Consider the following 26721-nt stretch of genomic DNA (forward strand, 5'->3'; position numbering starts at 1 on the left):
TTATAGTCCTACGGTACTTCTAATAAGTTCCATTTTTGTTTGTGCTATTTTTCTAGCTTTTTGGGCACCAAATGCAAGTATTTCATATACTTCTTTTGGGTTATTTAAAAGCTTTTCTCTTCTTATGGCATATGGTTCAAAATGTTCATTGATTTTGTCCAATAGGGTCATTTTAAAGTGTCCATATCCTTCCCCTGGTGTTGCATATCTTTGTCTAAGCTCTGCTAATTCATTTTCATTCATAAATAGCTCACAAAGTTTATAAATATTACAGTTTGCATGATCTTTTACATCATCTAACTCTTTTGAGTCAGTTACTATTCCCATAACTTGTTTTTTCACCTTTTTAGGTGCACCAAACATATCAATAGTATTTCCATATGATTTTGACATTTTAGCTCCATCAGTCCCTGGAACTGTTGCAACAATTTCATCAACTTTTGATTCTGGTAATACTAAGATATCAGTTTTATAGTGATTGTTAAAACTATTGGCAATATCTCTTGTTATTTCCACATGTTGAATTTGATCTTTTCCAACTGGTACGATATTTGAATCATATAATAAAATATCTGCTGCCATTAAAACTGGATAAGAAAATAAGCCATGGTTTGCTTGTATTCCACGCGCAGTTTTATCTTTGTAAGAGTGAGCACGTTCTAGTAGTCCCATTGAAGTATGATTTGATAATATCCAGTATAACTCTAGTACCTCTTTTACATCACTTTGTACCCAAAAAGTTGATTTTTCTGGATCCATACCTAGTGCTAAAAAGTTTACTGCAGCTTCAAAGATATTTTTTTCTAAAAGTTCTTTTTCTTTAACAGTTGTCAATGCATGATATGAAGCAATAAATGCAAAAAGTTCACCGTCATTTTGTGCTTCAACCATTTTTTTTATCATACCAAAATAGTTACCTATGTGAATAGTCCCTGAGGGCTGTATTCCTGAAAGTATTCTCAAATCTTATTCCTTTTAAAAAATTTAGGAATTATATCTAATAGTTGATTTGGATTTGATTTGACTTTGTTTTAATTTTATTTTGGATTAGTTCTAAGTGAACCATTAAGTCATAATATTCACCCATATATGATAAGGGAACTTTCGTCTCTTCTTGAATCTCTACATTTAATTCTTTAATTTCTTCATTAAACTTTTCTAACTCTTCAAAAGTGGCTGTATTTATTTGTTTGTCAATACTATTTAAAATCTTATACCATCTAAATATTTTTGAACGCATACTCCATTGATACAGAGGGAATACGCCCTTAAATAGTGGAAAGAGCAATGTTAATAGAGGTATTAATAAAAGTTTTAGTCTATCAATATTTGAAGCAATCCAATATGGAAAAATTGACTCTAACCAAGTATCACCTTTTGTAAAATATTGTTTTGCTTCTTTATTAATTTTAAGATTTGTATTCAAAAGGTTAGGAAATTGGTTTTCTGTAGAAAAAAGAGACTCTTTTTGATGTACTTGCTTTACCTGTTTTAAAAAAATTCTAATTAGTTCTGCTGGAACATCAGGTCTTGCTAACAAATTTGCACTAGTTGAGAGTAAATTTATATTTTCATCAGGAATATTTTTATACAAATCAAGTGTTCCCTCATGAAGAGTTAATGCTTCCATAAATCCATATTTTTGACCATAAGCTTTGGCTCTTTTTATACTAAGTACATTTATATTTGGATTTTCAAGTAACTCTTTTACCGCAATTGAATCATGAGAAGTGACCATAAACATAGCATCTATTTTGCCATCTAGGAGCATTTGCTTAGATTCTTTTGTTCCTAAAGTTAAGATTGTACTATTTTCATTTGTGATTCCATTGTCATTTAAAATCTTTGTAGCCAAATCTTTTGTACCACTTCCTTGGGATCCAATAGATATTTTTTTACTTATTAATTGAATTAAATACTCAATTGTATAATTATCATTTTTATAAAATATCCATAAAGGCTCATAATAGATATTTGCTAAAAATTCTATATTTTTTTCTTCTGAAGTTAATATACCATTTTGAACAAAAGCTATATCTGCTTTTTTGTCTTTGAGAAGTTGTATGTTTTCAACAGAACCTTCTGTATTTATTAAAGTAACTTCTATTTTATTTTGTTCAAGAAGAGTTTTGTATTCTTGTGCCATTTTGTAATAGTTGCCACTTTTAGAACCCGTTGCAATTGTGAGTTTTTTTTCAGGAGCTGGTTGAATAAATTCTGAAGTTATAACAAACATAGTGATTATTAGGAGTAAAACTGGAATGGAAACTTTTAAAAAAGTGTATTTCATATATCATCCTTGTATTAAATAACTTTATATAAAATGTAATTAGAAAATGATAAAAAATTAGATTTGTAGATAACTTTCGTTATAATTCGCGAAAATATATGAAAAAAGTAGAGAAATGATTGATATTAAACTATTACAAAAAGATTTTGACGAAGTTGCAACAGCCTTAAATAGAAAAGGTGTTAGCCAAGATATTTTAGATAATTTAAAAGCTCTTTCAGTAGATGCAAAAGCAAAAAGACAAGAGATGGAAAATGTTACTGCTGAGCAAAACTCTTTATCCAAAGATTTTGGAAGATATAAAAAAGAGGGGCTAGATATTGCACCTTTACAAGAAAATATCAATAAACTTAAAAACGAAAAACAAGTATTAGAAGAGCAAGTTAGAGTTTTAGAAGAAGAACTTTTATCTGTTATTTTAGGTGTTCCAAATATGCCAGATGCTGATGTTCCTGATGGTGCTGATGAAGATGAAAATGTAGTATTAGAAACTATTGGAGAAAAACCAAGTTTTTCTTTTGAGCCAAAAGAGCATTGGGATTTGGGTGAGAGTAATGGAACACTTGATTTTACAAGAGGCGTAAAACTTGCAAAATCAAGATTTACAGCTATGAGAGGTCAAGCTGCAAAACTAGAGAGAGCACTTATAAATTATATGCTCAAATTTAATGAAGAGAGAGGGTTTGAAGAGTGGTATGTTCCTTTTATGGCAAATACTAATGCACTACAAGGAACTGGACAATTACCAAAATTTGGTGATGATTTATTTAAAATTGAGGGTGAAGATTTATATTTGATTCCAACTGCTGAGGTTGCTTTAACAAATCTTTATAATGATGAAATTATTGCCAAAGAAGAGTTACCTTGTCTTATGACCTCTTATACTCCATGTTTTAGAAAAGAAGCAGGAAGTGCAGGAAGAGATACTAGAGGACTTATAAGACAACATCAGTTTGATAAAGTTGAAATGGTAGCTATTACAACACAAGAACAAAGTGAAGAAGTTTTTGAAAAAATGGTTTCGTGTGCGAGTGATTTATTAACTTCACTTGGTCTTGCTCACCAAAAAGTTATGCTTTGTACTGGGGATTTGGGATTTAGTGCTACAAGAACTATTGACCTTGAAGTTTGGTTACCAGGACAAGGAAAATTTAGAGAAATTTCATCTATATCTAATACAAGAGATTTCCAAGCAAGACGAGCAAAAATAAGATATAAAGATGGTAAGAAAAATATCTTAGCTCATACTTTAAATGGCTCTTCACTAGCTGTTGGGCGAACACTTGTAGCTATTATGGAAAACTATCAGAATGAAGATGGAACTATTACTATTCCTGAGGTTTTAAAAAAATATATGTAATAAAAAAGAGTAAGAGTTTCTTTCTCTTTTTTTTAAAACAACTTTCCTTATCGTCTTATATTTTAAGTAAGAGTCTTGCTTCAACATTTTTTAATATTACATTTCCTATCATCAGGCCAAATATGATTTTTAGTGATTTATTTACATTTATACTATTTAGTGTGTATAAATAAAATAGAAATTAAAGAGGAAATTAAATGATAGATAGAAAAGTATTGTGGAAACCATTTACTGCAAACAGAGAATTTAATGCAGACCCTAGAATATTTGTTAAATCTGATGGTATGTATTATTATACAAATAAAGGTGAGAAAATATTAGATGCTGTTTCTGGACTATGGTGTTGTAACTTAGGAAATAATCATCCAAAAGTAGTTGAAGCAATTAAAGAACAAGCTGAGACTATGTACTACAATACATCTTTTCAAATTGGAAATGATTTAGAACTAGAATTGGCAAATGAATTAGTTTCAATAACACCAGAAGCTTTAAATCACGTATTTTTCACAAACTCAGGTTCAGAATCAGTTGAAAGTGCACTAAAAATGGCACTAGCTTACCATAAAGCTGTTGGCAATGGAACTAAAACTATGATTTTAGGAAGAGAACACTCTTATCATGGTGTAAACTTTGGGGGCATTTCAGTTGGTGGATTGACAAATAATAAAAGACACTACAATAACCTACTAAAAGTCGCACATATTCCTACTATTTTAGATATAAAAAACAATGCTTTTTCAAAAGGTATTCCCGAGCATGGAGCCAATAAAGCAGAAGCTTTATTAGATACTATTAACATATATGGGGCAGAAAATATTGCAGCTTTAATTATGGAACCAGTAGCTGGTTCAGCAGGAGTTCATATCCCACCAAAGGGTTATTTACAAAGAGTATCTCAAATTTGTAAAGAGAATGATATTTTATTGATTTTTGATGAGGTTATTACAGGATTTGGAAGACTTGGAGAAGCTTTTGCTTCTACAAAATTTGGTGTAACTCCTGATATTATGACAATGGCAAAAGGTCTTACAAATGGTGCAATACCAATGGGAGCAGTTGTTGCAAGTGATAAAATATATGATGGTATAGTAGATAATTGTAAAACTCCTATTGAGTTTTTCCATGGCTATACATATTCTGGACATCCTATTGCAAGTGCTGCAGGAATTGCTACATTAAAAGCATATAAAGAAGAGAATCTATTTGAAAAAGTAGCAAACATCGCTTCATATTGGCAAGAGCAATTACATACATTAAAAGGCTCTGATAAGATTATAGATATTAGAAATCTGGGGTTAGTTGGAGCTATTCATTTTGGTGCAGAAAATGGCGTAGCTGGTGTGAGGGGTGATAAGGTATTTAAAGAGTGTTATAAAAAAGGTTTATTAGTAAGAGTTAGTGGCGATATTATAGCTTTATCTCCTGCATTTATTGTTTCAAAAGAAGATATTCAAACAATTGTAACTACTCTTAAAGAAGTAATTGAAAACTTAGATTAAGCAATACAATGAGAGTACAATTGTTTTTTTTATAAAAAGGATTTCTAATTTTAGAATATATTAATTTATCAATTTTAGCAATTTTCATACCAACTTTCTTTTTTGTATCTATTACTCCTGGTATGTGTATGACTTTATCTTTAAGTATGGGCATGAGTATTGGATTGAAAAAAACTATGTATATGATGGCAGGGGAACTTTTGGGTGTAGCAATAGTTGCAATATCATCTGTAATTGGTGTTGCAACAATAATGCTTACAAACCCAACTATTTTTGTTATTTTAAAATATTGTGGAGGAGCATATTTAATCTATTTAGGTATAACCATGTGGTTGTCTCGTGGTAAAATGGCTTTAAATTTAGAAGGGTGTAATTTTAATGTATCAAAAAAAAGTCTTGCAATTCAGGGCTTTGTAACAGCAATTGCCAATCCAAAAGGTTGGGCTTTTTTTATTGCATTATTACCACCTTTTATAGATGAAAAATTACCTTATGTTCCACAACTAAGTGTTTTAATTTTTCTTATACTTTTATTGGAATTTTTTTGTTTAATTATATATGCAAGTGGGGGAAGTACTCTTAGAAAGTTATTACAAAATAGTTCAAATGTAAAGCTTTTAAATAAAATTGCTGGTTCTATGATGATAGGAATAGGTGTTTGGTTAGCTCTAAGCTAAGAAAAAAGTTAAGTTTTAGATAGTAGCATGCACTCTATATGTAGAGTATTTGCTACTTAAAAAAGTTTAATTTAATTAAACTTTTTTTATTTTTTATTTTCTAAGTGTTTTGAGAAACCGTAAAGGTCTTTTTTCTTTAAATCTCCATTGTAAATTATTTTACTTGGATCTACATTTTCTTCATTTAACATACTTGGTACAGCATCTGCATTATTAAGTACATCAATATTTGCGTCTAATTCATCTTCGCTATATGCCATTTGCATATCAGCACTTGCCACATATTTTATTGCTTCAATAACTCTAAGTTTTTCTAACTCTTCATTTACATTAGAACCCTCAATTGTAATAATAATTCTTCCTTCTTCATCATGCATATGATAATCACAAACTTTACAATTTTTTAAATCCTCTACTACTTGTTCTAAATACTTTGGTAATGTTTTTACTACAATACTTGATATATTCATATTAATCCTTTAATTTATAATAATTTATATTTTTGTCATCACTTGCTATAAAAATCTCATTTGAATTAAGAAATATGATTTTTGAAAGTGTCATTTTATTTCCTGTTAGCTTAAACAAATCAATTTTACTCGAAGTGTCAAAAACTGTTACATCATTATTTTCATTTGATGAATATGCACCTAAATTACCTAATCTATTTAGAGCACAACTATATATTAAAAAAGCTGATTCTTTATAATATATTTGATTTTTTGAATAAAAGACAGCTCTTCTATCTTGTCCTGCTGTTAATATTTTATCATTTTTAAAATCAATTTGAAAGACATTATCAAGATTTTGATTTTTAAAGGTTTTTATTACTTCACCACTAGATACATTTAAAAGTTGTAAATTTCCACTTTCATCTGCAATTACTATTTTTTCTTTTTTTTCATCCAAAGAAAAATATGAAAATCTTGACTGACTAATTTGTTTAGAGTATATATTTTTCTTCTGTTTTAAGTCATATAAAAAAAGCTGATTACTAAGAAGTGAAAATATAATTTTATCTTCATTTATAAATTTAGCTCTTCCTATAAATAGTCTTTTTTTATCTGAAATTATGTTTGTAAGTTTACCATTTTCATAAATATCAATGTTTCTTCCACCTTTTTTACCTTGAGAAAGAATTAAAACTTTATTATTTAAAACATCAACAGAATAAATCTTACTATCAATAATATCTCCCATAAAATCTGTTATTTTTGGAAGAGTAATTTTGTTTTCAAACTCTTTAGTTTTTATATCAAAAATATCAACACTGCTAGAAGTAGTTGCAGCATACAGTTTAGAGTTATTAATTACTAAATCAGTAACTCCTCCACTAGCAGTTAATTTTTTAGTAGCTAATAGTGGATTTGCATTTAATGAACATATTAAAAAAAATAAAAAAATAAAACTTTTGAAAATATTCACTTGTTATCCTATTTTTATTGCATTTGTTGGACATATACTTAAGCAAAATCCACATGATGTACAATTATCTTTTATCTCCGGTCTAAACATACCAAGAAACTCAATAGCATCATCTAAACATGGGTCTTTACAAGAAAAACACATAGTTTTATTCCAACTTAAGCACTCTAAAACATTTATTTCTACTTTCGCATCAATGTCTTTTTTATACTCAAGTTTTAAAACTTCACTTGGGCATACTTTAGCACACTCATCGCAAAAGGTACAGCCACTATTTGAAAAATCTAGTTTTGGAGTTTTATCATCTTGTATAAATATTATATTTACTTCACAAGAGGTAGCGCACAGCCCATCACATTTTATGCACTCTTCTAAAAAGAGCTCTTCATTTTGATAATATGGTGGACGTATTACTTTCTCTTGCTTTTCATTTTTATTAAATGATGAAGCAAGAGAGCTAAATAGCTCTCTTCTTTTCATTATTTAGTTAACACCTTCGTTAATATTGTCAATTAAGTTAGACTCTTTATTTGCGCCATCCATTCTGAAGTCTGCTTTAAATTCATTATTAACTAATGGTTTAGCATCAGATTGTGGAGCATGGCATTGACTACAGTTAAATCTTGCACCTGCTAAATGAGCTAATGCTTTTTGTTCTGGAACTTTTAAGTCACTTGTATTATCAACTTGCATTCCTTCTTTTATTATCTTACCATTTTGAGCAAGTGAAGTTTCTGGTCTTAAGTCAGTAAAGTGAGATTTAGGAATTGAAGTTGCTCCCATACTTTCTGCAACGGCAGGGTCATGACACATTGTACATTGGTTATTGCTAATTGTAATTGGCAACATTCCTTCCACATCATGTGAAATCATTGGTGGAGCATTTTCAAAGGCTCTATCAATTTTTGTTGATGTTCCAGCTGCTTCAGTTTTATAAGCTGTTTTATCTGGAGCAACTATATTTTCAGTGTATAAATCCACTTTTCTTAAGCCTAAAGACTCTTCTGAATAAGTTTTTTGAGCTATAGTACAACCTGTAACAAATATTGCAGTTACTGTTGCTAATCCTAAAGCTATTTTAGTAATTTTCATTTCTTTCTCCTATTTTTTTGCAAATCTATTGATTATTGAAAAATTTAAAGCGTCATCTTCACAAACTTCAATACATCTAGCACAATTAGTGCACTCACCAGATAACACAGGAATAGACTCTTTTTTTATCATCCATAAAACCTGATTTTCATGGCATACTTCTTTGCACTTCATGCATTCTGTACATTTATCATGATTATGATCAACTCTTAAAAAACTATATTTTCCTACAAGTGAATAAAATCCACCAAGAGGACAAATATGTCCACACCATCCATTTTTTAAAACAAAAAGATCAAAAAGAAAAATGATAAGCATTGCAGCCCAACCAAATCCAAGACCAAAGACCAAACCTCTATGAACCATAGAGATTGGCGAAATAAATTCAAATGCACCCAATCCTAAGATTGTTGAAAGTACAAGGGTAAGAGCTAAAACCCAGTATCTCATATTTCTACTAGCTGGTTGTTTTTTTTGTATGGTATCAAATCCTAATTTTCTTCTAATAAATGAACTTAAATCAGTTATTATATTTATAGGACATACCCATGAACAAAAAGCTCTACCACCTACTATAAAATAAAAAAGTGTTATTATTGCTGCACCTATTAATATATTTATTGATATCAAGGCACCAGCAAAAAACATCTGTAAAACAGCAAAAGGATCACTTAAAGGAATCATTCCAAATACAAGTGATGAACTTAAGTTCCCTTGTAAAATAGTTAATCCATAAACATTTGCAAAAATATATAAAGCCATAATTGATACTTGTATCAATCTTCTTAAAATAAGATAAGGGTTTTTTAAAATAAAATTAATCATCTAATAAACCTTTCATATCATTTAATGAATCTATGGCACTATCTTTACTTAACTCTGTTGTTGTTCTAATCTCTCTTGCATTTTCAACTCTATTTTGGTCTTCATTATCCCAACCTCTTACATAGTGATTACCTGCACGTCCAAGTGCAACTTCTCTAGGTAGGACAAAAATGGCTGCTTTATCAGTTACACAAGCTCTTTCACATAAACCACAACCAGTACAAGCATCAGCATGTACAACTGGTTTCATAAAAGAGTGTTTCCCTGTTCTAGCATTTTTCTCATATTCAATAGTAATAGCTTGACCTAAAATTGGACATGCTCTATAACATGCGTCGCATTGAATACCCCAAAAAGCAATACAGCTTTGAGAATCAACAATAGCAACTCCCATTTGTGCACTATTTATATCTAGTGTTTCATTTGTGCTAACTAACTTTTCATCTAAAGCATTAGTTGGACAAACAGGAACACATGGAATATCTGTACACATATAGCAAGGAATCTCTCTTGGTGTAAAAAAAGGAGTTCCTAAAGGTTTATTATCACCTGGTTTTGCTAATTTTAGTGTGTCAAATGGGCAAGCTTCTACGCACAAACCACATTTGATACATGTCGATAAGAAATCTTTTTCATTTAAAGCACCTGGTGGTCTAAGTATTAATTTAGAGGCAGTTACTTCATCAACATATGCACTCCAAATAAGACCACCAAGAAAGACGAGACCCGCAGTTCTTGCACTTTTTAAAAGAAATTCTCTTCTATCACTATTCATTTTTTTTCTTTTACGCTTTATAAACTTTTACAGCACATTTTTTAAAGTCTGTTTGTTTTGATTGTGGACAAGTATAATCAGCACATACTTTGTTGATAAATACTTTTTCGTCAAACCAAGGTACAAATACTAAACCTCTTGATGGTCTATTTCTTCCTCTTGTTTCAACTCTAGCTTTTACTTTTCCACGTCTAGATTCAACCCATGCTAGTTCACCTTGTTTTACATCATATTTTTTTGCATCTTCTGGGTGCATATAACATAGGGCTTCTGGAACTGCTCTATATAATTCTGGAACTCTCATTGTCATAGTTCCTGAGTGCCAATGCTCTAATACTCTACCTGTACTCATCCATACTGGATATTCTGCATCTGGCATTTCAGGTGCATCCATATATGGTCTAGCAAATATTTTTGCTTTATTTTTTAAAGATTTTTTATTTTTATCTGTAATACCATTTAAATCACCTTGTGCTAATGCTTTTGCCAGTTTTCCATAGAATGCAAAGTCACTATTTGGATTTGCTTTTTTAGCATATGGGTCATATTTAGTATTAAATCTCCATTGTGTCTCTTTACCATCAACAACTGGCCATTTTAGACCTCTTACTCTATGGTAAGTATCAAAGTCTGCTAAATCGTGTGCATGTCCTCTTCCAAAGTCTGCATACTCTTCAAATAAGTATTTTTGAATAAAGAATCCATAACCATTAAATACTTTACCATCAGATCCAACAACATTTCTGCTATCACCAACACCATCTGTATTATCATAACCAGCTTGAATTGAATCTTCTGCATCTAATTTATAAGATTTAGCTTTTTCATTTGCATATAAAATGTCATACATAGTTGTATTTTCAGAGTAACCCATTTTTTTAGCTTCAGCAATTACATTTGGTAATTTTTTACCATTTCTTAGAGTATATTCACCCCATAAATCAGCAACTGTAAATCTTTTTGAAAGTTCAACCCATTGCCAAGTATCAGACATAGCGTCACCTACTGGTAATACTTGTTGTCTCCAGTGTTGTGTTCTTCTTTCAGCATTTCCATAAGCTCCCCATTTTTCATAAATCATAGCAGAAGGTAAGATAAGGTCAGAAACTTTTGCAGAAATACCTGGATATCCATCAGAAGTTACAATAAAGTTATCCATCTCTCTTGCTGCTTTTATCCAGTGTGAAGCACTTGCTGTATCTTGGTAAGGATTACAAACATTTACCCATGCAAATTTGATAACACCATCTTCAATATCTCTATGGATTTTCATAATATGTTGATTTCCAACTGGGTTAATTGTTCCATTTGGAACTCTCCATGAATTTTCAACAATTTTTCTATGTTTACCATTTTTTACCATCATATCTGCTGGTAGTCTATGTGCAAATGTTCCAACTTCTCTTGCTGTTCCACAAGCAGATGGTTGACCTGTAAGTGAGAATGCACCAGAACCTGGTTTAGCTTGTTTGTTTAATAAAAAGTGAACGTTATATGCTAAAGTATTTACCCATGTTCCTCTTGTATGTTGATTCATACCCATAGTCCAGAAACTTACAACTTTTCTATTTTCTTCAATATAAAGGTTAGCTAATTCTTTGATTTTCTTTTTGAAATCTTCATCTGATTCATCAGGATTACCTTTTGAAACTTGTGTAACATAATCAGCATTATATGGTTCTAAGAATTTTTTATACTCTTCAAATGAAATTTCCCAGTGTTTTAATCCAGCTGGTTTATTAACCATTACTTCACCTTCTTTATATCCATAAGGTGCAAGTGCAGGAGCTTCATCAGCAGAAACTACTTTTTTCATCTCTTTAGAGATTGTTTCCATTTCTTTTGCTGAATATTTACCTTCTTTTAAAGATTTTTCACCAGTTCTTCTCATCCCATAACCCATATTAACAGGACTTGCTGCAAATACGATATGCTCTTTAACAAATTTCCAATCAATAGCTTCTGGATTATTATAAACTATCTCTCTTGCAATATAATTCCATAATGCTAAATCTGAATTTGGTTTAAATATAATTTCAATATCAGCAATATCAGATGTTCTATGTCTATATGTTGATAAGTTTACAATTTTTACTTTATCAGGATTAGATAACTTTCTATCTGTAACTCTTGACCATAAGATTGGGTGCATTTCTGCCATGTTTGAACCCCATGATACAACTGTATCTGTTAGTTCAATATCATCATAACAACCACTTGGTTCATCTATCCCAAATGTTTGATAAAAACCAACAACAGCAGATGCCATACAGTGTCTAGCATTTGGATCAAAAGCATTTGATCTAAATCCACCTTTCATCATTTTTTGTGCTGCGTATCCTTCTTGGATTGTATATTGTCCAGAACTAAATACACCAACACCTTCAGGTCCACTATGTTTTAAAGCTTTTTTGATATGAACTTCCATCTCATCAAATGCTCTCTCCCATGAGATTGGAGCAAATTTACCATTTTTATCAAATTTACCATCAGGTCCAACTCTTAATAATGGTTGTTTTAATCTATCTGAACCATACATTATTTTTGCATTGAAGTAACCTTTAATACAGTTAAGCCCTCTATTTACTGGGGCTGCTGGGTCACCTTTAACTGCAACTATTTTACCACCTTTTGTAGCAAGCATAATTCCGCAGCCTGTACCACAAAATCTACATGCTGCTTTGTCCCATCTCCATCCACCTTCGGCTTCGTTTGCTTTTGCCTGAACAGATGTTGGCACATTCATACCAATCGCAGCTGCTGCACTTGCTGCTGCTGAGCTTTTTAAAAACTCTCTTCTTGATAGCGTCATTGTATCTCCTTTAAAAAGTTTAATTCATATTACTAACACTGTAATTCTAACTGTTAAAATTTACATAATCTTTGACTTTAGTCAAATGAGATAAGTTTAGATTAAGGACATTTTTTGTCCTATTATTTCAAATCAATGAAATTAAATTTTTTTGTAGATAAAGTGCATCTAAAACCTATAAAAAGAGTGAATATGAATTTTCATAATTATATAAGAGCAGTTGGAACAGGACCTAAATCAAATAGAGAATTAACAAAAGATGAGATTATGGATTGCATGGAGCAAATTTTAAATCAAAATGTTAAAACTGAACAAATTGCTTCATTCTTACTAGGCTGGAGAGTAAGGTTAGAAACAAATGAAGAGTTGAAAGTATCATTAGATGTTTTTGATAAGTATATAAAAAGAGTAAAGATTCCCAACTCAATAGAGCTAGGTTACCCTTATGATGGAAAAGCGGACAATCCTTATCTTTTTCCTTTATTTGGAAAATATCTTAAAAAATTTGATTTAAATATTGTATTAAGTGGAGATTATCTACAGCCTGCAAAACATGGAATTACAGTAAAAGAAATAGCCAATAATTATAAACTAGATGATAATACTTATTTTTTTGATAGGAAAGATTATTTTAAAGAGTTAAGCAATTTGAGTGAAATAAGAAATATCTTAGGATTGAGAACTGCTTTTAATACCTTAGAAAAACTTCTTAATCCTGCAACTTCTGAATATGCGATAACTTCTGCTTTTCATAAACCATATGTAGGTAAGTATAATGATATTTTTGCTCCAAAATACAAACATTTAGTCATTGTAAAAGGGAATGAAGGAACACCTGAAATCTTTTCAAAATGTAAATATTGGATAAATAATAATGGTGAAATAAAAGAGTATATAATTGACCCAGAATATTTTGGAATAAATTATAAAAAATCTTGGAATAGAATAACTTTGCAAGAGTCATTGGAGTCAATAAATAATCCAAGTGATGAATTGCTAAAATTAGTAAAATTAAATGTCTCTTTACTTTTAGTGACTGCAAAAAAAGCTAAGAATATAAAGGAAGGATTTGAGATGTTAAGCTAAAGCTTAACATCTTATTATTCTGTAGGTTTAGGAAACTCTTTTGTATATAAACTTATACATCTTGCAGAATGAAAACCTCTACTATATTGTGGGTTTGTAAAGATGTCATTTTTAAGTGACCAACCCAAATCTTTTGAAATTATAACTGACTGTTCTGTTTTTCTTTGTATTTTATTTTCGCATATTACTGGTTTTCCAGAAGTAAATCTATCACTTACTTCAGCTATTCTATTTGTTGTAATATAATAGTGTAAGCCAATAAAAATAGATAATAGAATAAATACTCCAGTAACTCCTATCTTAAAAGCACTTTTTGCCATAAAAGGTCTTGTTGTTACATATATAGTAACAATCATTATAAAAGCTCCTATAACTAAATAAGCAGCTTCCAATTCTAAAAATTTCATGCGATTCCTTTTTGATTTTTTTCTTCCCACTTAGAAAACTCATCGGAGAAGTAACTAATTCTTGTTTTTTTGAACTCTCTTGAAGAATATAATGCCATATTTGATTTATACTTTATATTTTTTGAAATAGAGTCAATTGTATTTTGGGTATCTGTATTTGTCTTCCCATGAATCATAGTAAAAAGATTATATTTCCAGTTTTTATATTTAGGTCTTAAATAACAATGACTTACAGCTGAAAAGCTTGCTGCTTCTTCACCTATTTCTATAGCATTATCTTCATCTATTTCCCAAACAACCATTGCATTTGCATTAAACCCTGCCCGTCGATGATTTAAAATTGAAGCAAATCTTCTCATAATCCCAGCTTCTATAAAATCATGCATAATACAAAATAGCTCATCATATGTGATATCTAGTTTTTCAATAATAAATTTAAAGGGTTCACTTTTAAACTCAATATCTTCTTGAAGAAGTTTAATAATTTCGTAGTGATAAGGAGTTAACTCAAGTTCTTTAAAATCTCTTTTTTTAATTTTTTCTTTTTTTTCTTCTTTATTTGTTGTATCTAATTTAACAGAAATTTTAAAAAGTTTTATTGTAGGTAAAATAATATAGTCATTTGCTCTTGTAAGTTTAGAGAGTATTTCTACTGTTTGTTCTAGTCCTAAAATCGAATCAGGAGCAACTGCCATTGTAAACCAAATATTAAAACTATGATTTCTTTCATAATTATGTGAAATACCTGGATGAGAATTTAATATTTTTACAGCTTCTTCAATTTTGTCATCATCAATTTCAAAAGCCACAAGAGAAGATTGATAACCTAATTTTTTTGTATCAAATATTGCAGAAGTTTGTCTTATAATATTATTTGTTTTAGCATCTTGAAGTATTTTTATTACTTCATTTTCTGTGATATTTAATTCATTCGCAAGTGCCTCAAAAGGTCTTGCTACAAGTGGAAAGCTTTTTTGTATTTTTAATAAGATTTCATCTTTCATACTAATGCCTTTTTTTAAAACTAGAAAATTATAACAACTAAAAAACTTTTTCACATTGACTTAAAACAAGATTTAAGGAGTGATTCTTTGATATAAATTTATATAAGATAATCGCTTTTTCTTGATGTATGTTAATGAATAGCTATATCTATTTTAGTTAGACTAAATTAAATAAAATAGAAGTACATATAAATTGGAGATAAAATGAATAAAAGAGTTAGTAATTTACTATTATTAGGATTTTTTATTGGGTTTTTTGTAATAGGATATATATCATTTAATGATGCAATTCCCCAAGAAAAGAATAAAAGAGTTTATAATTTATTGAAACCACATTTTAAATATGTACTAGAGCCTAGTATGAGTGGATTTACTATTAAATACAAAGTAACAGGAGAGAAAGAAAAACCACCTGCATCTGAAGTATTAAAAAGAGTAGATGAGTTGGATAAAGAGTGGGGAAAAGAACATTTACAATTAAAAAACAATAGACTAGAAGTTCTAGATAATAATAAAAAAGTTATTTCAGTAATTATTTTAAAGGATGAAAAAGAGATAGCTTGGATAAAACATTTTTTTAATAAATGAAAAAAGCTATTGAAGTAGGTATAATTGTTGTTGCCGGTATTTTAGTATATGTGGTAATTACTTTATTACCACTTTTTTTCCAAAGAGAATTAAAAACATTTGAAAATGATAATGAGCTTAGAATGGCAGCTCTTAGATCTTTTTCTTCTATGCCAAAAACTTATGATGAAATCATAAAATTAACCAATACAAATCCAAATAATCCTCTTACAAAAGAAAAGATTAGTTTAGGGAAAAAACTTTTTAATGATAAAAATCTTTCTCAAAATAGAGATATATCATGTTCAACTTGTCATGTGCTAAAAGATGGGGGAGCAGATAACCTTCCAACTGCTGTTGGAGATGCTTTTCAAGAAAATCCTTTTCATTTAAATACGCCAACTGTTTTAAACTCATCACTATATTTTAGACAGTTTTGGAATGGAAGAGTAAAAAATGTAGAAGAACAAGCCTCTGGACCAATTCAAGCAAGTTTTGAGATGAATATGAGTAAAGAAGAGATAGTAAAAAGAGTAAATGAAAATAAAAATTATATAAAAGATTTCAAATCACAAAATTTAGAAGTTAGTTTTGAAAATGTAACAAATGCAATTGCTGCATATGAAAGAACACTAGTTACTCGTGGGGCGTTTGATGATTATCTAGATGGAGATGATAGTGCTATTAATGAAAAAGCAAAAAAAGGATTAGGTATATTTATTACGCGAGGATGTAAAGGTTGTCATGCTGGACTTACAATTGGTTCTCAAAGTATTCAAAAGTTTCCTTTACATTCATGGTGGAATGAGTGGTTAGATATTGAATTTGTTGCAAATAAAGACTTTTTTTTACCTGAAATTATAATAAAAGACAACTCTTTTCCTTTTGAAAATACAGGTGGTTTTAAAGGCTTAAATAATGAGCAGAAATTCAAGGTTCCAAGTTTGAGGAATGTTGTAAGAACTGCGCCATATTTTCATAATGGAGAGATAAAAGAGTTAAAAGAAGCTGTAAGGATTATGGGAAAATATCAACTTGGACAAATTTTTACACAAGAAGAGATAGAAGAAATAGTAGAGTTTTTAAAGACTTTAGATGGTAAAATCATAGAATAAATTGACAAAATTGATTTAAGTCAATTCTTTTTTATAGGATTATTATAATATATATGCTTTAGTCAAAGGATTATAATGAAAGCAAAACTTAAAGATTTATTTCTATTTAAAGATTTAGATACAGAGATTATCCAAGAAATAGAGAATTTGTCCACTGAATTAACACTTCCAAAGGATTCCGTAGTTTTTTATGAAGGTGATGAATCAAAGAATATGTTTTTATTAACTAAAGGTATTATTAAATTATATAAAGTTACTTCCCATGATAAAGAGGTGATTTTAAAATACTTTCATTCAAATGAGACAATTGCTGAGGTTGCAAACTTTGAAAATATTAATTACCCTGCAACTGCACAAGCTTTTACAGATATTGAAATATTAAAGATTGACTTTGAAGAACTTAAAAAGATTATTCACAAAAATCCTGCTTTATCATACAAAATCATGACCTCTTTAATCAAAAAAATAAGAAATCTAGAAAATGTAATCTCTATGCATATTGTTTTGGATTCACAAGAGAGAGTTGCAAAATATATTTATGATCATACAGAAGATTTTTTCAAAACTAAGAATATTTTGGTTGCAGAGATTTTAAATATATCACCAGAGACTCTATCTAGAGTTTTAAGAACTTTAAAAGATGAGAATATAATCAATACCTCAAAAAAGTTTGTTGATAAAGATGCTTTAAAAAGTTATTTTTGTTAAATAAAAGGCAAAATAGCCTTTTATTTAAACCATCCAATCTCTTTTCTTAATTTTACAACTTCTCCAACTACAATAATTGCAGGTGTTGGTAAATCTTTAGATTTTTCTACAATATCTTCTAATGTTCCAGTTACGACTTGTTGTTGAGGTGTTGTACCCTTTGAGATTACTGCACAAGGGTAATCTTTTCTTTTCCCTAAACCCATTAGTTTTGTTGTTATTAGTTTTATATTATGAAAGCCCATTAAGAATACTATTGTTTCATCATTTAGAAAAGTTTCCCATTCCAACTGTGATATTTTCTTTTTAGGTGTTTCATGTCCAGTTACAACTCTAAAAGAAGTTGTGATTCCTCTGTGTGTTACAGGAATTCCTGCATATGCTGGAACAGAAACAGCTGAAGTTATACCTGGGATTATTTCAAATTTAATACCTCTATCATATAAGTAAATAGCTTCTTCTCCCCCACGTCCAAAAACAAAAGGGTCTCCACCTTTTAGCCTTACGATATTTTCATATTTTAAACTTGCTTGATAAATTATTTCATTTATTTTGTCTTGGGGAACACTATGTTTCCCATCTTCTTTTCCAACATAAATCATTTCACAGCTTTTTTTTGCCATATCCAAAATCTCTGGATTTGCAAGTCTGTCATATATAATCACATCAGCTTCTTTTACAACACGAGCTGCTTTTAGCGTCATAAGTTCTATATCGCCTGGACCTGCACCTGTTAAGTATACTTTTGCCATTTTATTCTCCGTCCTCATAAATAAATATTCCTGATGGTTTTTCTATATTAAAGATTTCTCTTTCTACAAACCACTCTTGCGTATTAATAACTGAAACCATATTTGCATCATTTACTGATACATATAAATAGTCATCTTGATTTGACCATCTTATGTGTAAAACTTTTCCATTAAAATTAAAGGTTTGAATAATCTTTAATGTTTTTGTATCAACTATTTGAATAGTTGGAAAGTCTTTTCCTGAATAGGTAACTGCTAAATATTTTTTATCAGGACTTAGAGCAGTAAATACAGGTAAACCTTGTGTTTTTATGTTTTTAACAAAATTAAATTTATTATCATAAACTAAAACTTTATTATCTCCAACAGCAGGGACAAATACTTTATCTCCGCCAATTGACCAAAATCCAAAATGTGGCACTTTTAAAACCATTTTTCTATTTTCACCTAAAAATATTTTAATCTTTTTGAAAGTCATTGTATCTAAATCAACTACTCCATAATGTTTTGAAGTAAAAAACCCTACAATATAATTATTATCTTTAATCATTGCATCAAAAGGAAGTTCTCCCACTTCTTTAAACTCTTTAAAAAGTTTAAAATTAGGAAGTGGTTCTCCTTCATTTATATCTTTAAAAACTGAAATAGTATCATTATCCATTTGAGAAAAGATTAAAAAACTGTTGTAAATTTTTATACCAACATTTTTTGAGTTTGTTTTTATTTTTTTAATAGGTTTTAAGTCTCTTGTTAATATGTCTACACTTTTATCATCATAGTTTGCCACTGCAACATAATTTTTGCCAATAACAAATCCAATTGCAGATTTTGATGTTTTATACTCATTTGTGATTTTTTCAGATTTTGGGTCAAATTTTATAACATACCCATCTCTTGAAATAACATAAGCATCTTTACCTTCAAACTTTACAACTCCATGGTTCATATTGTGCATACCTTCAATATGTGTTCGTTGAAGACCCTTATAAATTGTAGCTAGAGATGAACTCTCTCTTTCAACTACAAAAATTTTCTCTTTGGCATTAATACTTGTAAAAAGTAAAAGTGCAAGTAATAAAAGTTTCATATATATCCTTTTAGTTTATTTCTTCATCATATAAATAACATGATGGGTCTTCACTCCATAAATCTCCACTAATTGCATAAGCTCTACTTCTTGAGCCCCCGTTACAAATAGTTAAGTATTTACATTGTGAACATTTACCACTAATTTCTCTTGGAAATTTTCGTAAGTTTCTTAAAAGTTCATTGTCTTCATCTAACCAAACCTTATCAAAATCTTTTTTTAAGTAGTTTCCAATTGTAATTGGGAAAAAAGGATCTGGCTTGACATTTCCTGCCCAATCCATATTTCCAAGTCTATTTCCTGCAGAATTTCCTCCCCATGTAAGTAGTTTTTCTTTTAGTTTTTGTGCAAAATTTGGATAATCTTTTTCAAACTTTTGTAGAAGCATTATTGCATCCATCTCCATGTTTCCTGTAACGATTTCAATATTACTATTATTTTTGTAATACTCGAAGGCTTTATTGATAATAAAATCTACATATTCTCTTCTTTTTTCTTTTGAAATATCAATTTTTAGATTATCTAAACCTCTTCCTGAATAAACTAAGTGTGATATATAAAGTTTATTTACATTTAGTTTTTCACATAACTCAAACATCTTGTAAAAGCTACTCTCTGTCTCTTTTGTGAGTGTAAATCTAATTCCTGCATTTCCACCATGTTCTTGGATTAGTTTTATGGCTTCAATTGATTTTTTATATGAACCTTCTAGTCCCCTAAAATGGTCATGAACCTCTTCTATTCCATCAATTGAAATACCAATATAATTAAAAGTATTTATGACTTTTTTTACATTTTTATGGTTTATATACATACCATTTGTTGATAAATAGGTCATGATGTTATTCTCTTTCATCACCTTTGCTATATCATAAATATCACTTCTTATAAGAGGTTCTCCTCCTGAAAATATCACAAAATTAACACCAGCTTTTTTAAGTTTTGGTATTGTTTGTGATATTTGTTCAAAAGTTAAAGTGTCTTTTTCATTTGCATCAGCTTTTGAATAACAGTGGTGACATAAAAGATTACATCGATTTGTAAAATTCCATATCATAATAGAGCCATTTAAACTTCTTGATTTTACATCTTGAAAGGTTGATTTTATTAGGTTTGATAATCTAAACATTATTTACTCTTATATTGTAAGATAAAAGATGTGATTGCATCTAATTCATTTTGATTTAGTTTTTCTTTAAAAGAGGGCATAACAGAACGTTTATGACCTAGTTGTTTATATGTTGATTTTGGTGCGATTATATGACCTTGAATTTCGCCCATAGTTCTTTTATTTGCAATACTTTCAAAAGAAGGACCAAAGGCAACTGATGTTTGATGGTGACAGCCCCAACAGTAAGTTTTAAATACACCTTCTCCATTTAAGTCTTGTTTTGCAACTGCAAGGCTGTTAAGAAGTAAGAATAAAACTGTTATTTTGAAATAATATCTAATCATTATTTACTCTTTATTATTTAATAAGAAGATATTAACATAAACATTAAGATTTTGTAATTGACACTTATCAAGTATTGTTTTTTAGTTTGTAAGTATAATGATGAACTTAAATTAGAAGGAGTAGTTATGAAGGTTATTTTGTTTTTGCTACTTACATTTATTTTTGTTTATTCAAGTAATTATGATGATGGATTACGAGCATATAAAAATAAAGAGTATAAAAAAGCAATTGAATTTTTTAAGAAGAGTTCTCAAGAAAACAATTCCCAAGCGAAATATAATTTATATATTATTTATGCAAATGGTGATGGTGTAGAAAGGAATTCAAAGGAGTCAATGTATTGGTTAAAAGAAGCTAGTAAAGATGGAAATTCTTATGCTATTATGAGTTTAGCAAATATGTATATGAAAGGCTTTGGTGTAAAAAAAGATTATAAAAAAGCAATTGAACTATTTAAAAAAGAAGCAGATAAAAATAATGAGCAAGCTTTATACAATCTTGGATTTATATATACAGTTGGTATGGGTACAAAAGTTGATAATATAACAGGCATAGAATACTATAAAAAAGCTGCAGATTTAGGAAGTATTAATGCTCAAATAAATCTTGGGTATATTTATATCTCTGCACAAGGAGTACAAAAAGATATGAAAAAAGCTGCATATTATATTAAAAAGGCAAAAGCAAAAGGAAGTATAAAAGCAAATGCTTTATGGAAAGAGTTTGAACTAGAAAAGTTTTAATTCCTCTAATGAGTCAATATCATATATTGGCTCTTCTAATGTTAACTCTAACTTTGAATCAACAATAAATATTGTGGGAAACTTCGTTGTATAATATAACTCTATTGGATAACTTGTTTTATAGTTTATATTGATAAGAATAGGTATAAATCTTTTATTTAATAAATCAACAATCTCTTTTTTACTCTGCAATTTAGCTAATAGTTTTTTTGACTTTTCTTTTGTATCTACAAGCAAAATAAATAAATTCTTATTTTCATTTTGTGCTTTTATTAATGCTTTGTCATAGTTTGAATGCCAAGAGATATTTTGTGAATATAGAGTTGATATAAATAAAAATATAGGTAGTAGGTTTTTTAACATGGGTATTAAAATAAATACTATTCATCTCCTAAGAGATGAATAGATTTATCTTCCTAATTATGCACCAGGAATAGTTTGTCTGTGTTCAACAGAATATGTAAATGTAGGAGTAGTTAAGTTGTTAATATATTTAACAAATTTACCACTATCAGATTCATAAATACCAATTCTTCCTGTTGTCCACTCAGAAATCATAGTCCATTTACCATGATTTGCAGGTTCAGCATGAAGTAATCTTGGTTGAACAGGGTTTTTAACTTTTTCACCAACTTTATCAGTATATTCAATAACTTTATCTTTACCAATTTCAGGATCAGATTCAGGGAATGTTACAGTTTTATATTGTGTTGCATCCCAAGTTTGTAATACTTTTTTAGTTTTAGCATCAATTAATTGACCTTTTGTTTTTCCAACTTTTACTATTTTATCAGCTTCTAAAGTCTCTTTATTGATTAAATAAACTTCATTATAAGTTTCAGGACTTCCAAGTACTGTATCAGCCCAAATATATGGAGTATGATGAGCAGTTCCTACGAATAATCCACCACCAGATGTTTTAACTTTTTTAACAACTTTCCAGTTTGAATCCCAAATAACAACAGAACCAATGTTCATAGAAACAGTTGCGTGTAACTGTTTACCCATTTTTTTGTTATACCAAGAAGAACCTTGACCTGGATGTGGTTTTGATTTTTTTCCTGTATAAACTTTTGCAGCTAAATTTTTGTTTTTATAATCAACAATACCAATAACATCACTTCCTTGAGAAGCAATCATATAGTATCTACCAAAATCTTTTCCTTCATCTTCATTTAAGAATGCATCATGAAGAACTTTACCAATATTTGGAACATCTCCAACGATTGGGAAGTCAGGTTTAGAATAATCAATAATATATACTCTACCCGCATCTTTTAATGCCATTGCAAAGTAAGGACCATATGGTGTATCTGCTAAAGAAGCAACTCTTGAAGCTTCAATTTGACCTTCAGTATTAATAACTGCAGATGTATCGTATGCTTTTAATGGCTCTAAAGTCATTGCATCACATAAAACAGCTCCACCAGGAGTGTAGTTACCAGCAATTACATATTTACCATCTGGAGATACAGCAAGACCTCTTGATTCAAAACCAACTTGAACAGATGCAAGTGCAGGCTGACCAGGTGCCGCGATATCAAACATAGTTAATCTACCAGATCTAGAAATAGAGTAAGCATATCTTGGGTTTTTCTTGTTAGTTACTGTAACGTGAACAGCAAATCCAGCTTTATGTCTAGATAAAACTTTTCCATTTGTTGAATCAATAAAGTCAACTAACGATGCATCTCTTTCTGTAGCAAATGTAATATCTAATACAGATTTAGTATCGTGAGATTTTTTGTATTTTTTAGCTAACGCTTCTCTGTCAGCTAATTTTGTCCATGTACTATAAATTTGATCAAAGTCTAATTTATAGTTAGTATTGTCTTTCCAATCCATTAACCAATCAACCATACCATCAGCATCATCTTTTGAGAACATGTGATTCCATTGAGGCATAGCTGTTTTAGGAACACCTGTCATAATTGCATCTCTTAATACATGTCTCTCTTTTTTCTTTAATGCTCCTGGTCTTAAATCTGAACCAACTCCACCTTGGTGAATAGGTCCATGACAACCTTGACACTCTTTTTCATAGACTTTTGGAAAATCCATATTTGAAGTTCCTGCAAACATTGAAGTTGCAACCATTGCCGAAAGTGCCGTCATACTCAAAACTTTTGTTAATTTCATACTAGTCTCCTTATATTTAAATTACACAATTATTGGCAAAGCATAATCAAAAGATTGATTACCTTTGTCGAGTTTCTTAAATCAAAAGGAGAAAAACTCCTATTTGATTTTTATTTTATTGCTCGTTTTCCAATCTCTTTTTTTCTTGTCTATAAAGAAAAAACATAGGTAAAATTATTACCGTATGAAGAAAAATTGTTAAAGTCATAGGTCCTTGATTTAGTGTTCCAAAAAAACTTGGAACTACATCTGTAAATGCTTCAAACATTTTGTACTCCTTATTTTACGTGTTTAGGATTAGAACCTGTACTTAATAAATCTTTTACTAAGTAAATAAATCCAATGAATGTAACAACACCCATTGCCAGTCTCCATCCCATACCTTGCATGAACCATACTGATTCTTGTGCAGCAAAGAAACCTTCCCATGTTGCACCCCATTGTGCTCTTTCTACCATTGTTTGAACATAAGCAGAAGCAGTTAATGCGATTGTCATACCAACAACACCGGTTGTAATTAAAGTAATTGCCATTTTAGAAGCAAAAGTTGCGCGTAACTCTTTAATTCCATTTGAACCTTGAACACCCATATAAAACATACCTATTAAAATAGTAGCATATGCACCATAAAAAGCAAGGTGACCGTGTGCCGCTGGCCATTGTGTACCATGTGTATAAAGGTTGATTTGAGGTAGCGTATGCATAAATCCCCAAATACCAGCACCAATAAAGTTACCAAATGTATTTACAACAAACCAGCTAAATGCAGGTGTATTTGAAATAGTGTGTTTTGTTCCATTTGCAGCTGCATGACCAGATTCTTTACCCCAGTCATATAATACGTGTACAAACATACCAATTAATGGAACAGGTTCAAGTGCAGAGAATAATGCTCCAATTTCCCACCAGTACTCAGGAGTACCAATCCAGAAATAGTGATGTCCAATTCCTAAGATTCCAGAACCAAATAACATTGATACTTCAATCCATAACCACATTTCAACGATTCTTCTATCTGCACCAATAGTTTTAATTAAACCATAACCAGCTAAACAAGCAACAAATACTTCCCATGTAGCTTCAACCCATAAGTGGATAACCCACCACCACCAGTATTGATCCATAGAGATATTATCTGTAAAGAACATACCAGCAAGGTATAAACCTGCAAGTGCAAGTAAATCAGCCATAATAACTGTCATGATACCAGTTCGTTCACCTTTCATTGCAGTTAAATATACATTAGCTAAGAAACCAAGTACAACTACAACAATACCAATATCTGCCCATCTTGGAGCTTCTATGTATTCTCTACCTTCTGTAATTAACCAAATTGTAGACTCTTTTGCAGGCCCAACTTGAATAAAAAGATATACTAAAACAACAACAGTAACAGCAGCAGTTAGAACAAAAAATAGTAATTTTCCAATACCAACACCTACTGTTTCAATTCCCGTTTCATCAGGCATTATATAATATACAGCACCAATCATTGCATATAATAACCATACAACTAATGCATTAATATGTACCATTCTTGCAATCGAAAAATCTAATGTTTCAAAAAGAAAACCTGGAACAACAAATTGAGTTGCTGCAATTAAACCAAACAATAACTGTGCACCAAAAAGTGTTGCTGCTACAGCAAAATACCAAGTCCCAAGTCTTTGAGATTCAAATTTTAAATTATTTGCCATTTACAGCTCCTTGCATTTTCCCAAAGTTTCTAGGGAAACCATTTGTGTCAATTGAAGACATATGTTTTAAGAAAGCAACAATACCTTTTGCCTCATCTTCTGTGATACCAAGGTCTGGCATCATTCTTGCGTGTGTAGGATATTGTGAAGGATGCATTAAAAATTCTGCCATAGCTTCTTCTTTAGTTGCTTTTCCTGTCATTCCTCTATAAGGTCCATTTTCACTCCACATAGGATCTAACCAAGCTTTAGTTAAATCAGGAGCATAATATGCACCATTTCCAAGTAATGTATGGCAATCCATACAGTTTTTTGCTTGCGTTCCTAATTTACCTAAGTGTAGTAAATCAGCCGCTTCTTCTTGTGAATAATCATCTCTACCAAAAAATTTCTCTTTTTCAGTAAACATACTATTTCCTTCTCCGTCATTTCCACCAATAACTGGTACCTCATGACCTCTTTTTTCACTCATGTCGTAACTAATTTTGTAATTAATAACAGTTGGACTGGGAACTCTTTTAGTTATTCCACTTTGGATATCTTTATCTGTACCCATAGCAATTTGAGGTACAGTGTCAAATGTCAACCAAATTAGTAACATAGCACTAAACCCAGTAACCCAAGCTGCTGATCTTTGCCAAAACCTATTACTTCCCCATACAGAGACTTCTTTTTTAGCCACCGTTTTCTCCTTTTTAATGTTCTACTGACTCGTGGGTTTTTTCCATTAAAAAGTATACGAAGTGTGGAATTAGTAGGAAACCAACCATCGCTCCAAATAACACATATTGTGTAAATGGTTCACTTTTTATTAAAACACCAAGGTAGTATAAACAGTATGTTTGTGCAACCCAAAAAGCATATGCTGCTGGCATAAAACTTTTATGAAGTTTGCCTAATCGGACAATAGTATAAATACCAATGTATCCAAGCCCTAGTATAATTACCATTGCGGATGATAAAAATATAGGAAAGAAATTCTCCAGAGGAATTTCTGGTCTAATAATTAAAGGTGCTATTTCCATATATTTTCTCCTAATTCATATACTGAACTATTCAAAAGTTTAGTAGAAAAGTTAAAAAAAAAAATTGATATTTGTCAATTATTTTAATAAAAAAAAGTATTTGTATAAATTAATATTTTATTAAGTTAAGAAGTATTTGTATATATTTATTTTTAAATAGAAAATAATTCTAAATTATAA

General features: G+C 30.1%; 29 protein-coding genes. 8 read left to right on the forward strand and 21 right to left on the reverse strand.

Annotation, left to right across the window (positions count from 1 at the left end):
* Together trpS and ACNI28_RS08770 are read right to left on the reverse strand one after the other, a co-directional pair.
* Entirely contained in the window at window positions 1-963 is a 963-nt protein-coding gene (gene trpS, locus ACNI28_RS08765) for a tryptophan--tRNA ligase (protein WP_419763879.1), read from the reverse strand.
* 34 nt (window positions 964-997) lie between these two features.
* Window positions 998-2290 (reverse strand): TAXI family TRAP transporter solute-binding subunit, encoded by a 1293-nt coding sequence (locus tag ACNI28_RS08770; RefSeq protein ID WP_419763880.1) that lies wholly within the window; start codon window positions 2288-2290, stop codon window positions 998-1000.
* A 115-nt stretch (window positions 2291-2405) separates the two neighbouring features.
* Between ACNI28_RS08770 and serS the strand changes: the two genes are divergently transcribed.
* The 3 genes from serS (at window position 2406) to ACNI28_RS08785 (ending at window position 5826) form a co-directional block, all read left to right on the forward strand.
* Window positions 2406-3650, forward strand: coding sequence for a serine--tRNA ligase (gene serS, locus ACNI28_RS08775; protein ID WP_419763881.1), 1245 nt, complete (start codon window positions 2406-2408; stop codon window positions 3648-3650).
* A 197-nt stretch (window positions 3651-3847) separates the two neighbouring features.
* Window positions 3848-5149, forward strand: coding sequence for an omega-aminotransferase AptA (gene aptA, locus ACNI28_RS08780; RefSeq protein ID WP_419763882.1), 1302 nt, complete (start codon window positions 3848-3850; stop codon window positions 5147-5149).
* A gap of 86 nt (window positions 5150-5235) precedes the next feature.
* A complete protein-coding gene (locus ACNI28_RS08785) occupies window positions 5236-5826 on the forward strand; it encodes a LysE family translocator (RefSeq protein ID WP_419766461.1) in 591 nt (196 codons plus the stop codon).
* An 86-nt stretch (window positions 5827-5912) separates the two neighbouring features.
* On the opposite strand, the gene ACNI28_RS08790 is transcribed toward ACNI28_RS08785, so the two are convergent.
* Genes ACNI28_RS08790 through napA form a run of 7 tightly spaced genes read right to left on the reverse strand, consistent with a single transcriptional unit; the run spans window position 5913 to window position 12755 of the window.
* Entirely contained in the window at window positions 5913-6296 is a 384-nt protein-coding gene (locus tag ACNI28_RS08790; protein ID WP_419763883.1) for a chaperone NapD, read from the reverse strand.
* A gap of 1 nt (window position 6297) precedes the next feature.
* Window positions 6298-7251 (reverse strand): WD40 repeat domain-containing protein, encoded by a 954-nt coding sequence (locus ACNI28_RS08795; RefSeq protein ID WP_419763884.1) that lies wholly within the window; start codon window positions 7249-7251, stop codon window positions 6298-6300.
* 3 nt (window positions 7252-7254) lie between these two features.
* Entirely contained in the window at window positions 7255-7731 is a 477-nt protein-coding gene (locus ACNI28_RS08800) for a ferredoxin-type protein NapF (RefSeq protein ID WP_419763885.1), read from the reverse strand.
* 3 nt (window positions 7732-7734) lie between these two features.
* Window positions 7735-8343 (reverse strand): nitrate reductase cytochrome c-type subunit, encoded by a 609-nt coding sequence (locus ACNI28_RS08805; RefSeq protein ID WP_419763886.1) that lies wholly within the window; start codon window positions 8341-8343, stop codon window positions 7735-7737.
* 9 nt (window positions 8344-8352) lie between these two features.
* The gene (napH, locus tag ACNI28_RS08810; RefSeq protein WP_419763887.1) at window positions 8353-9168 is read right to left on the reverse strand and encodes a quinol dehydrogenase ferredoxin subunit NapH; all 816 of its coding nucleotides are present in this window, start codon (window positions 9166-9168) and stop codon (window positions 8353-8355) included.
* Window positions 9161-9943, reverse strand: a complete 783-nt coding sequence (gene napG / locus ACNI28_RS08815) for a ferredoxin-type protein NapG (RefSeq protein ID WP_419763888.1) — start codon at window positions 9941-9943, stop codon at window positions 9161-9163. Before napG ends, napH begins: the two co-directional genes overlap by 8 nt.
* A gap of 10 nt (window positions 9944-9953) precedes the next feature.
* Window positions 9954-12755 carry a nitrate reductase catalytic subunit NapA gene (napA, locus tag ACNI28_RS08820; RefSeq protein WP_419763889.1) on the reverse strand — a complete coding sequence of 934 codons (2802 nt, stop codon included), beginning with the start codon at window positions 12753-12755 and terminating at the stop codon, window positions 9954-9956.
* 192 nt (window positions 12756-12947) lie between these two features.
* Between napA and ACNI28_RS08825 the strand changes: the two genes are divergently transcribed.
* On the forward strand, window positions 12948-13841 hold the full coding sequence (locus ACNI28_RS08825) for a glycosyl transferase (RefSeq protein ID WP_419763890.1): 894 nt from the start codon (window positions 12948-12950) through the stop codon (window positions 13839-13841).
* A gap of 14 nt (window positions 13842-13855) precedes the next feature.
* Here ACNI28_RS08825 and ACNI28_RS08830 read toward each other — a convergent pair whose 3' ends face one another.
* Together ACNI28_RS08830 and ahbA are read right to left on the reverse strand one after the other, a co-directional pair.
* Window positions 13856-14248, reverse strand: a complete 393-nt coding sequence (locus ACNI28_RS08830) for a hypothetical protein (RefSeq protein ID WP_419763891.1) — start codon at window positions 14246-14248, stop codon at window positions 13856-13858.
* The gene (gene ahbA, locus ACNI28_RS08835; RefSeq protein ID WP_419763892.1) at window positions 14245-15252 is read right to left on the reverse strand and encodes a siroheme decarboxylase subunit alpha; all 1008 of its coding nucleotides are present in this window, start codon (window positions 15250-15252) and stop codon (window positions 14245-14247) included. Before ahbA ends, ACNI28_RS08830 begins: the two co-directional genes overlap by 4 nt.
* A 204-nt stretch (window positions 15253-15456) precedes the next feature.
* Here ahbA and ACNI28_RS08840 point away from each other — a divergent pair, with 204 nt between their 5' ends.
* The 3 genes from ACNI28_RS08840 (at window position 15457) to ACNI28_RS08850 (ending at window position 17642) form a co-directional block, all read left to right on the forward strand.
* Window positions 15457-15840 (forward strand): hypothetical protein, encoded by a 384-nt coding sequence (locus ACNI28_RS08840; RefSeq protein ID WP_419763893.1) that lies wholly within the window; start codon window positions 15457-15459, stop codon window positions 15838-15840.
* The gene (locus ACNI28_RS08845) at window positions 15837-16934 is read left to right on the forward strand and encodes a cytochrome-c peroxidase (RefSeq protein ID WP_419763894.1); all 1098 of its coding nucleotides are present in this window, start codon (window positions 15837-15839) and stop codon (window positions 16932-16934) included. Before ACNI28_RS08840 ends, ACNI28_RS08845 begins: the two co-directional genes overlap by 4 nt.
* A gap of 75 nt (window positions 16935-17009) precedes the next feature.
* Window positions 17010-17642: a Crp/Fnr family transcriptional regulator gene (locus ACNI28_RS08850; protein ID WP_419763895.1), complete on the forward strand. Its 633-nt coding sequence runs from the start codon at window positions 17010-17012 to the stop codon at window positions 17640-17642.
* Between the two features lie 20 nt (window positions 17643-17662).
* On the opposite strand, the gene cobA is transcribed toward ACNI28_RS08850, so the two are convergent.
* From cobA to ACNI28_RS08870, 4 genes are read right to left on the reverse strand one after another with little or no spacing between them, the layout of a single operon-like run.
* Window positions 17663-18394 (reverse strand): uroporphyrinogen-III C-methyltransferase, encoded by a 732-nt coding sequence (gene cobA / locus ACNI28_RS08855; protein WP_419763896.1) that lies wholly within the window; start codon window positions 18392-18394, stop codon window positions 17663-17665.
* A gap of 1 nt (window position 18395) precedes the next feature.
* Window positions 18396-19481, reverse strand: a complete 1086-nt coding sequence (locus ACNI28_RS08860) for a cytochrome D1 domain-containing protein (protein WP_419763897.1) — start codon at window positions 19479-19481, stop codon at window positions 18396-18398.
* Between the two features lie 10 nt (window positions 19482-19491).
* Entirely contained in the window at window positions 19492-20610 is a 1119-nt protein-coding gene (locus ACNI28_RS08865; protein WP_419763898.1) for a radical SAM protein, read from the reverse strand.
* Entirely contained in the window at window positions 20610-20936 is a 327-nt protein-coding gene (locus ACNI28_RS08870; RefSeq protein WP_419763899.1) for a c-type cytochrome, read from the reverse strand. Before ACNI28_RS08870 ends, ACNI28_RS08865 begins: the two co-directional genes overlap by 1 nt.
* A gap of 126 nt (window positions 20937-21062) precedes the next feature.
* Here ACNI28_RS08870 and ACNI28_RS08875 point away from each other — a divergent pair, with 126 nt between their 5' ends.
* Window positions 21063-21680 (forward strand): tetratricopeptide repeat protein, encoded by a 618-nt coding sequence (locus ACNI28_RS08875; protein ID WP_419763900.1) that lies wholly within the window; start codon window positions 21063-21065, stop codon window positions 21678-21680.
* On the opposite strand, the gene ACNI28_RS08880 is transcribed toward ACNI28_RS08875, so the two are convergent.
* The 6 genes from ACNI28_RS08880 to ACNI28_RS08905 form a co-directional block, all read right to left on the reverse strand.
* Window positions 21666-22043 (reverse strand): hypothetical protein, encoded by a 378-nt coding sequence (locus tag ACNI28_RS08880; protein ID WP_419763901.1) that lies wholly within the window; start codon window positions 22041-22043, stop codon window positions 21666-21668. The genes ACNI28_RS08875 and ACNI28_RS08880 overlap by 15 nt on opposite strands.
* A gap of 57 nt (window positions 22044-22100) precedes the next feature.
* Window positions 22101-23819, reverse strand: a complete 1719-nt coding sequence (locus tag ACNI28_RS08885) for a cytochrome D1 domain-containing protein (protein WP_419763902.1) — start codon at window positions 23817-23819, stop codon at window positions 22101-22103.
* A gap of 115 nt (window positions 23820-23934) precedes the next feature.
* Window positions 23935-24087, reverse strand: a complete 153-nt coding sequence (locus ACNI28_RS08890) for a hypothetical protein (RefSeq protein WP_419763903.1) — start codon at window positions 24085-24087, stop codon at window positions 23935-23937.
* A 10-nt stretch (window positions 24088-24097) separates the two neighbouring features.
* Window positions 24098-25516 (reverse strand): cbb3-type cytochrome c oxidase subunit I, encoded by a 1419-nt coding sequence (locus ACNI28_RS08895; protein WP_419763904.1) that lies wholly within the window; start codon window positions 25514-25516, stop codon window positions 24098-24100.
* Window positions 25506-26198, reverse strand: coding sequence for a c-type cytochrome (locus ACNI28_RS08900; RefSeq protein ID WP_419763905.1), 693 nt, complete (start codon window positions 26196-26198; stop codon window positions 25506-25508). Before ACNI28_RS08900 ends, ACNI28_RS08895 begins: the two co-directional genes overlap by 11 nt.
* Before the next feature lie 13 nt (window positions 26199-26211).
* Window positions 26212-26541, reverse strand: coding sequence for a hypothetical protein (locus tag ACNI28_RS08905; RefSeq protein WP_419763906.1), 330 nt, complete (start codon window positions 26539-26541; stop codon window positions 26212-26214).
* Window positions 26542-26721 lie beyond the last annotated feature (180 nt).

Source organism: Arcobacter denitrificans (SeqCode) (assembly GCF_048571185.1).
Lineage (GTDB): Bacteria > Campylobacterota > Campylobacteria > Campylobacterales > Arcobacteraceae > Arcobacter > Arcobacter denitrificans.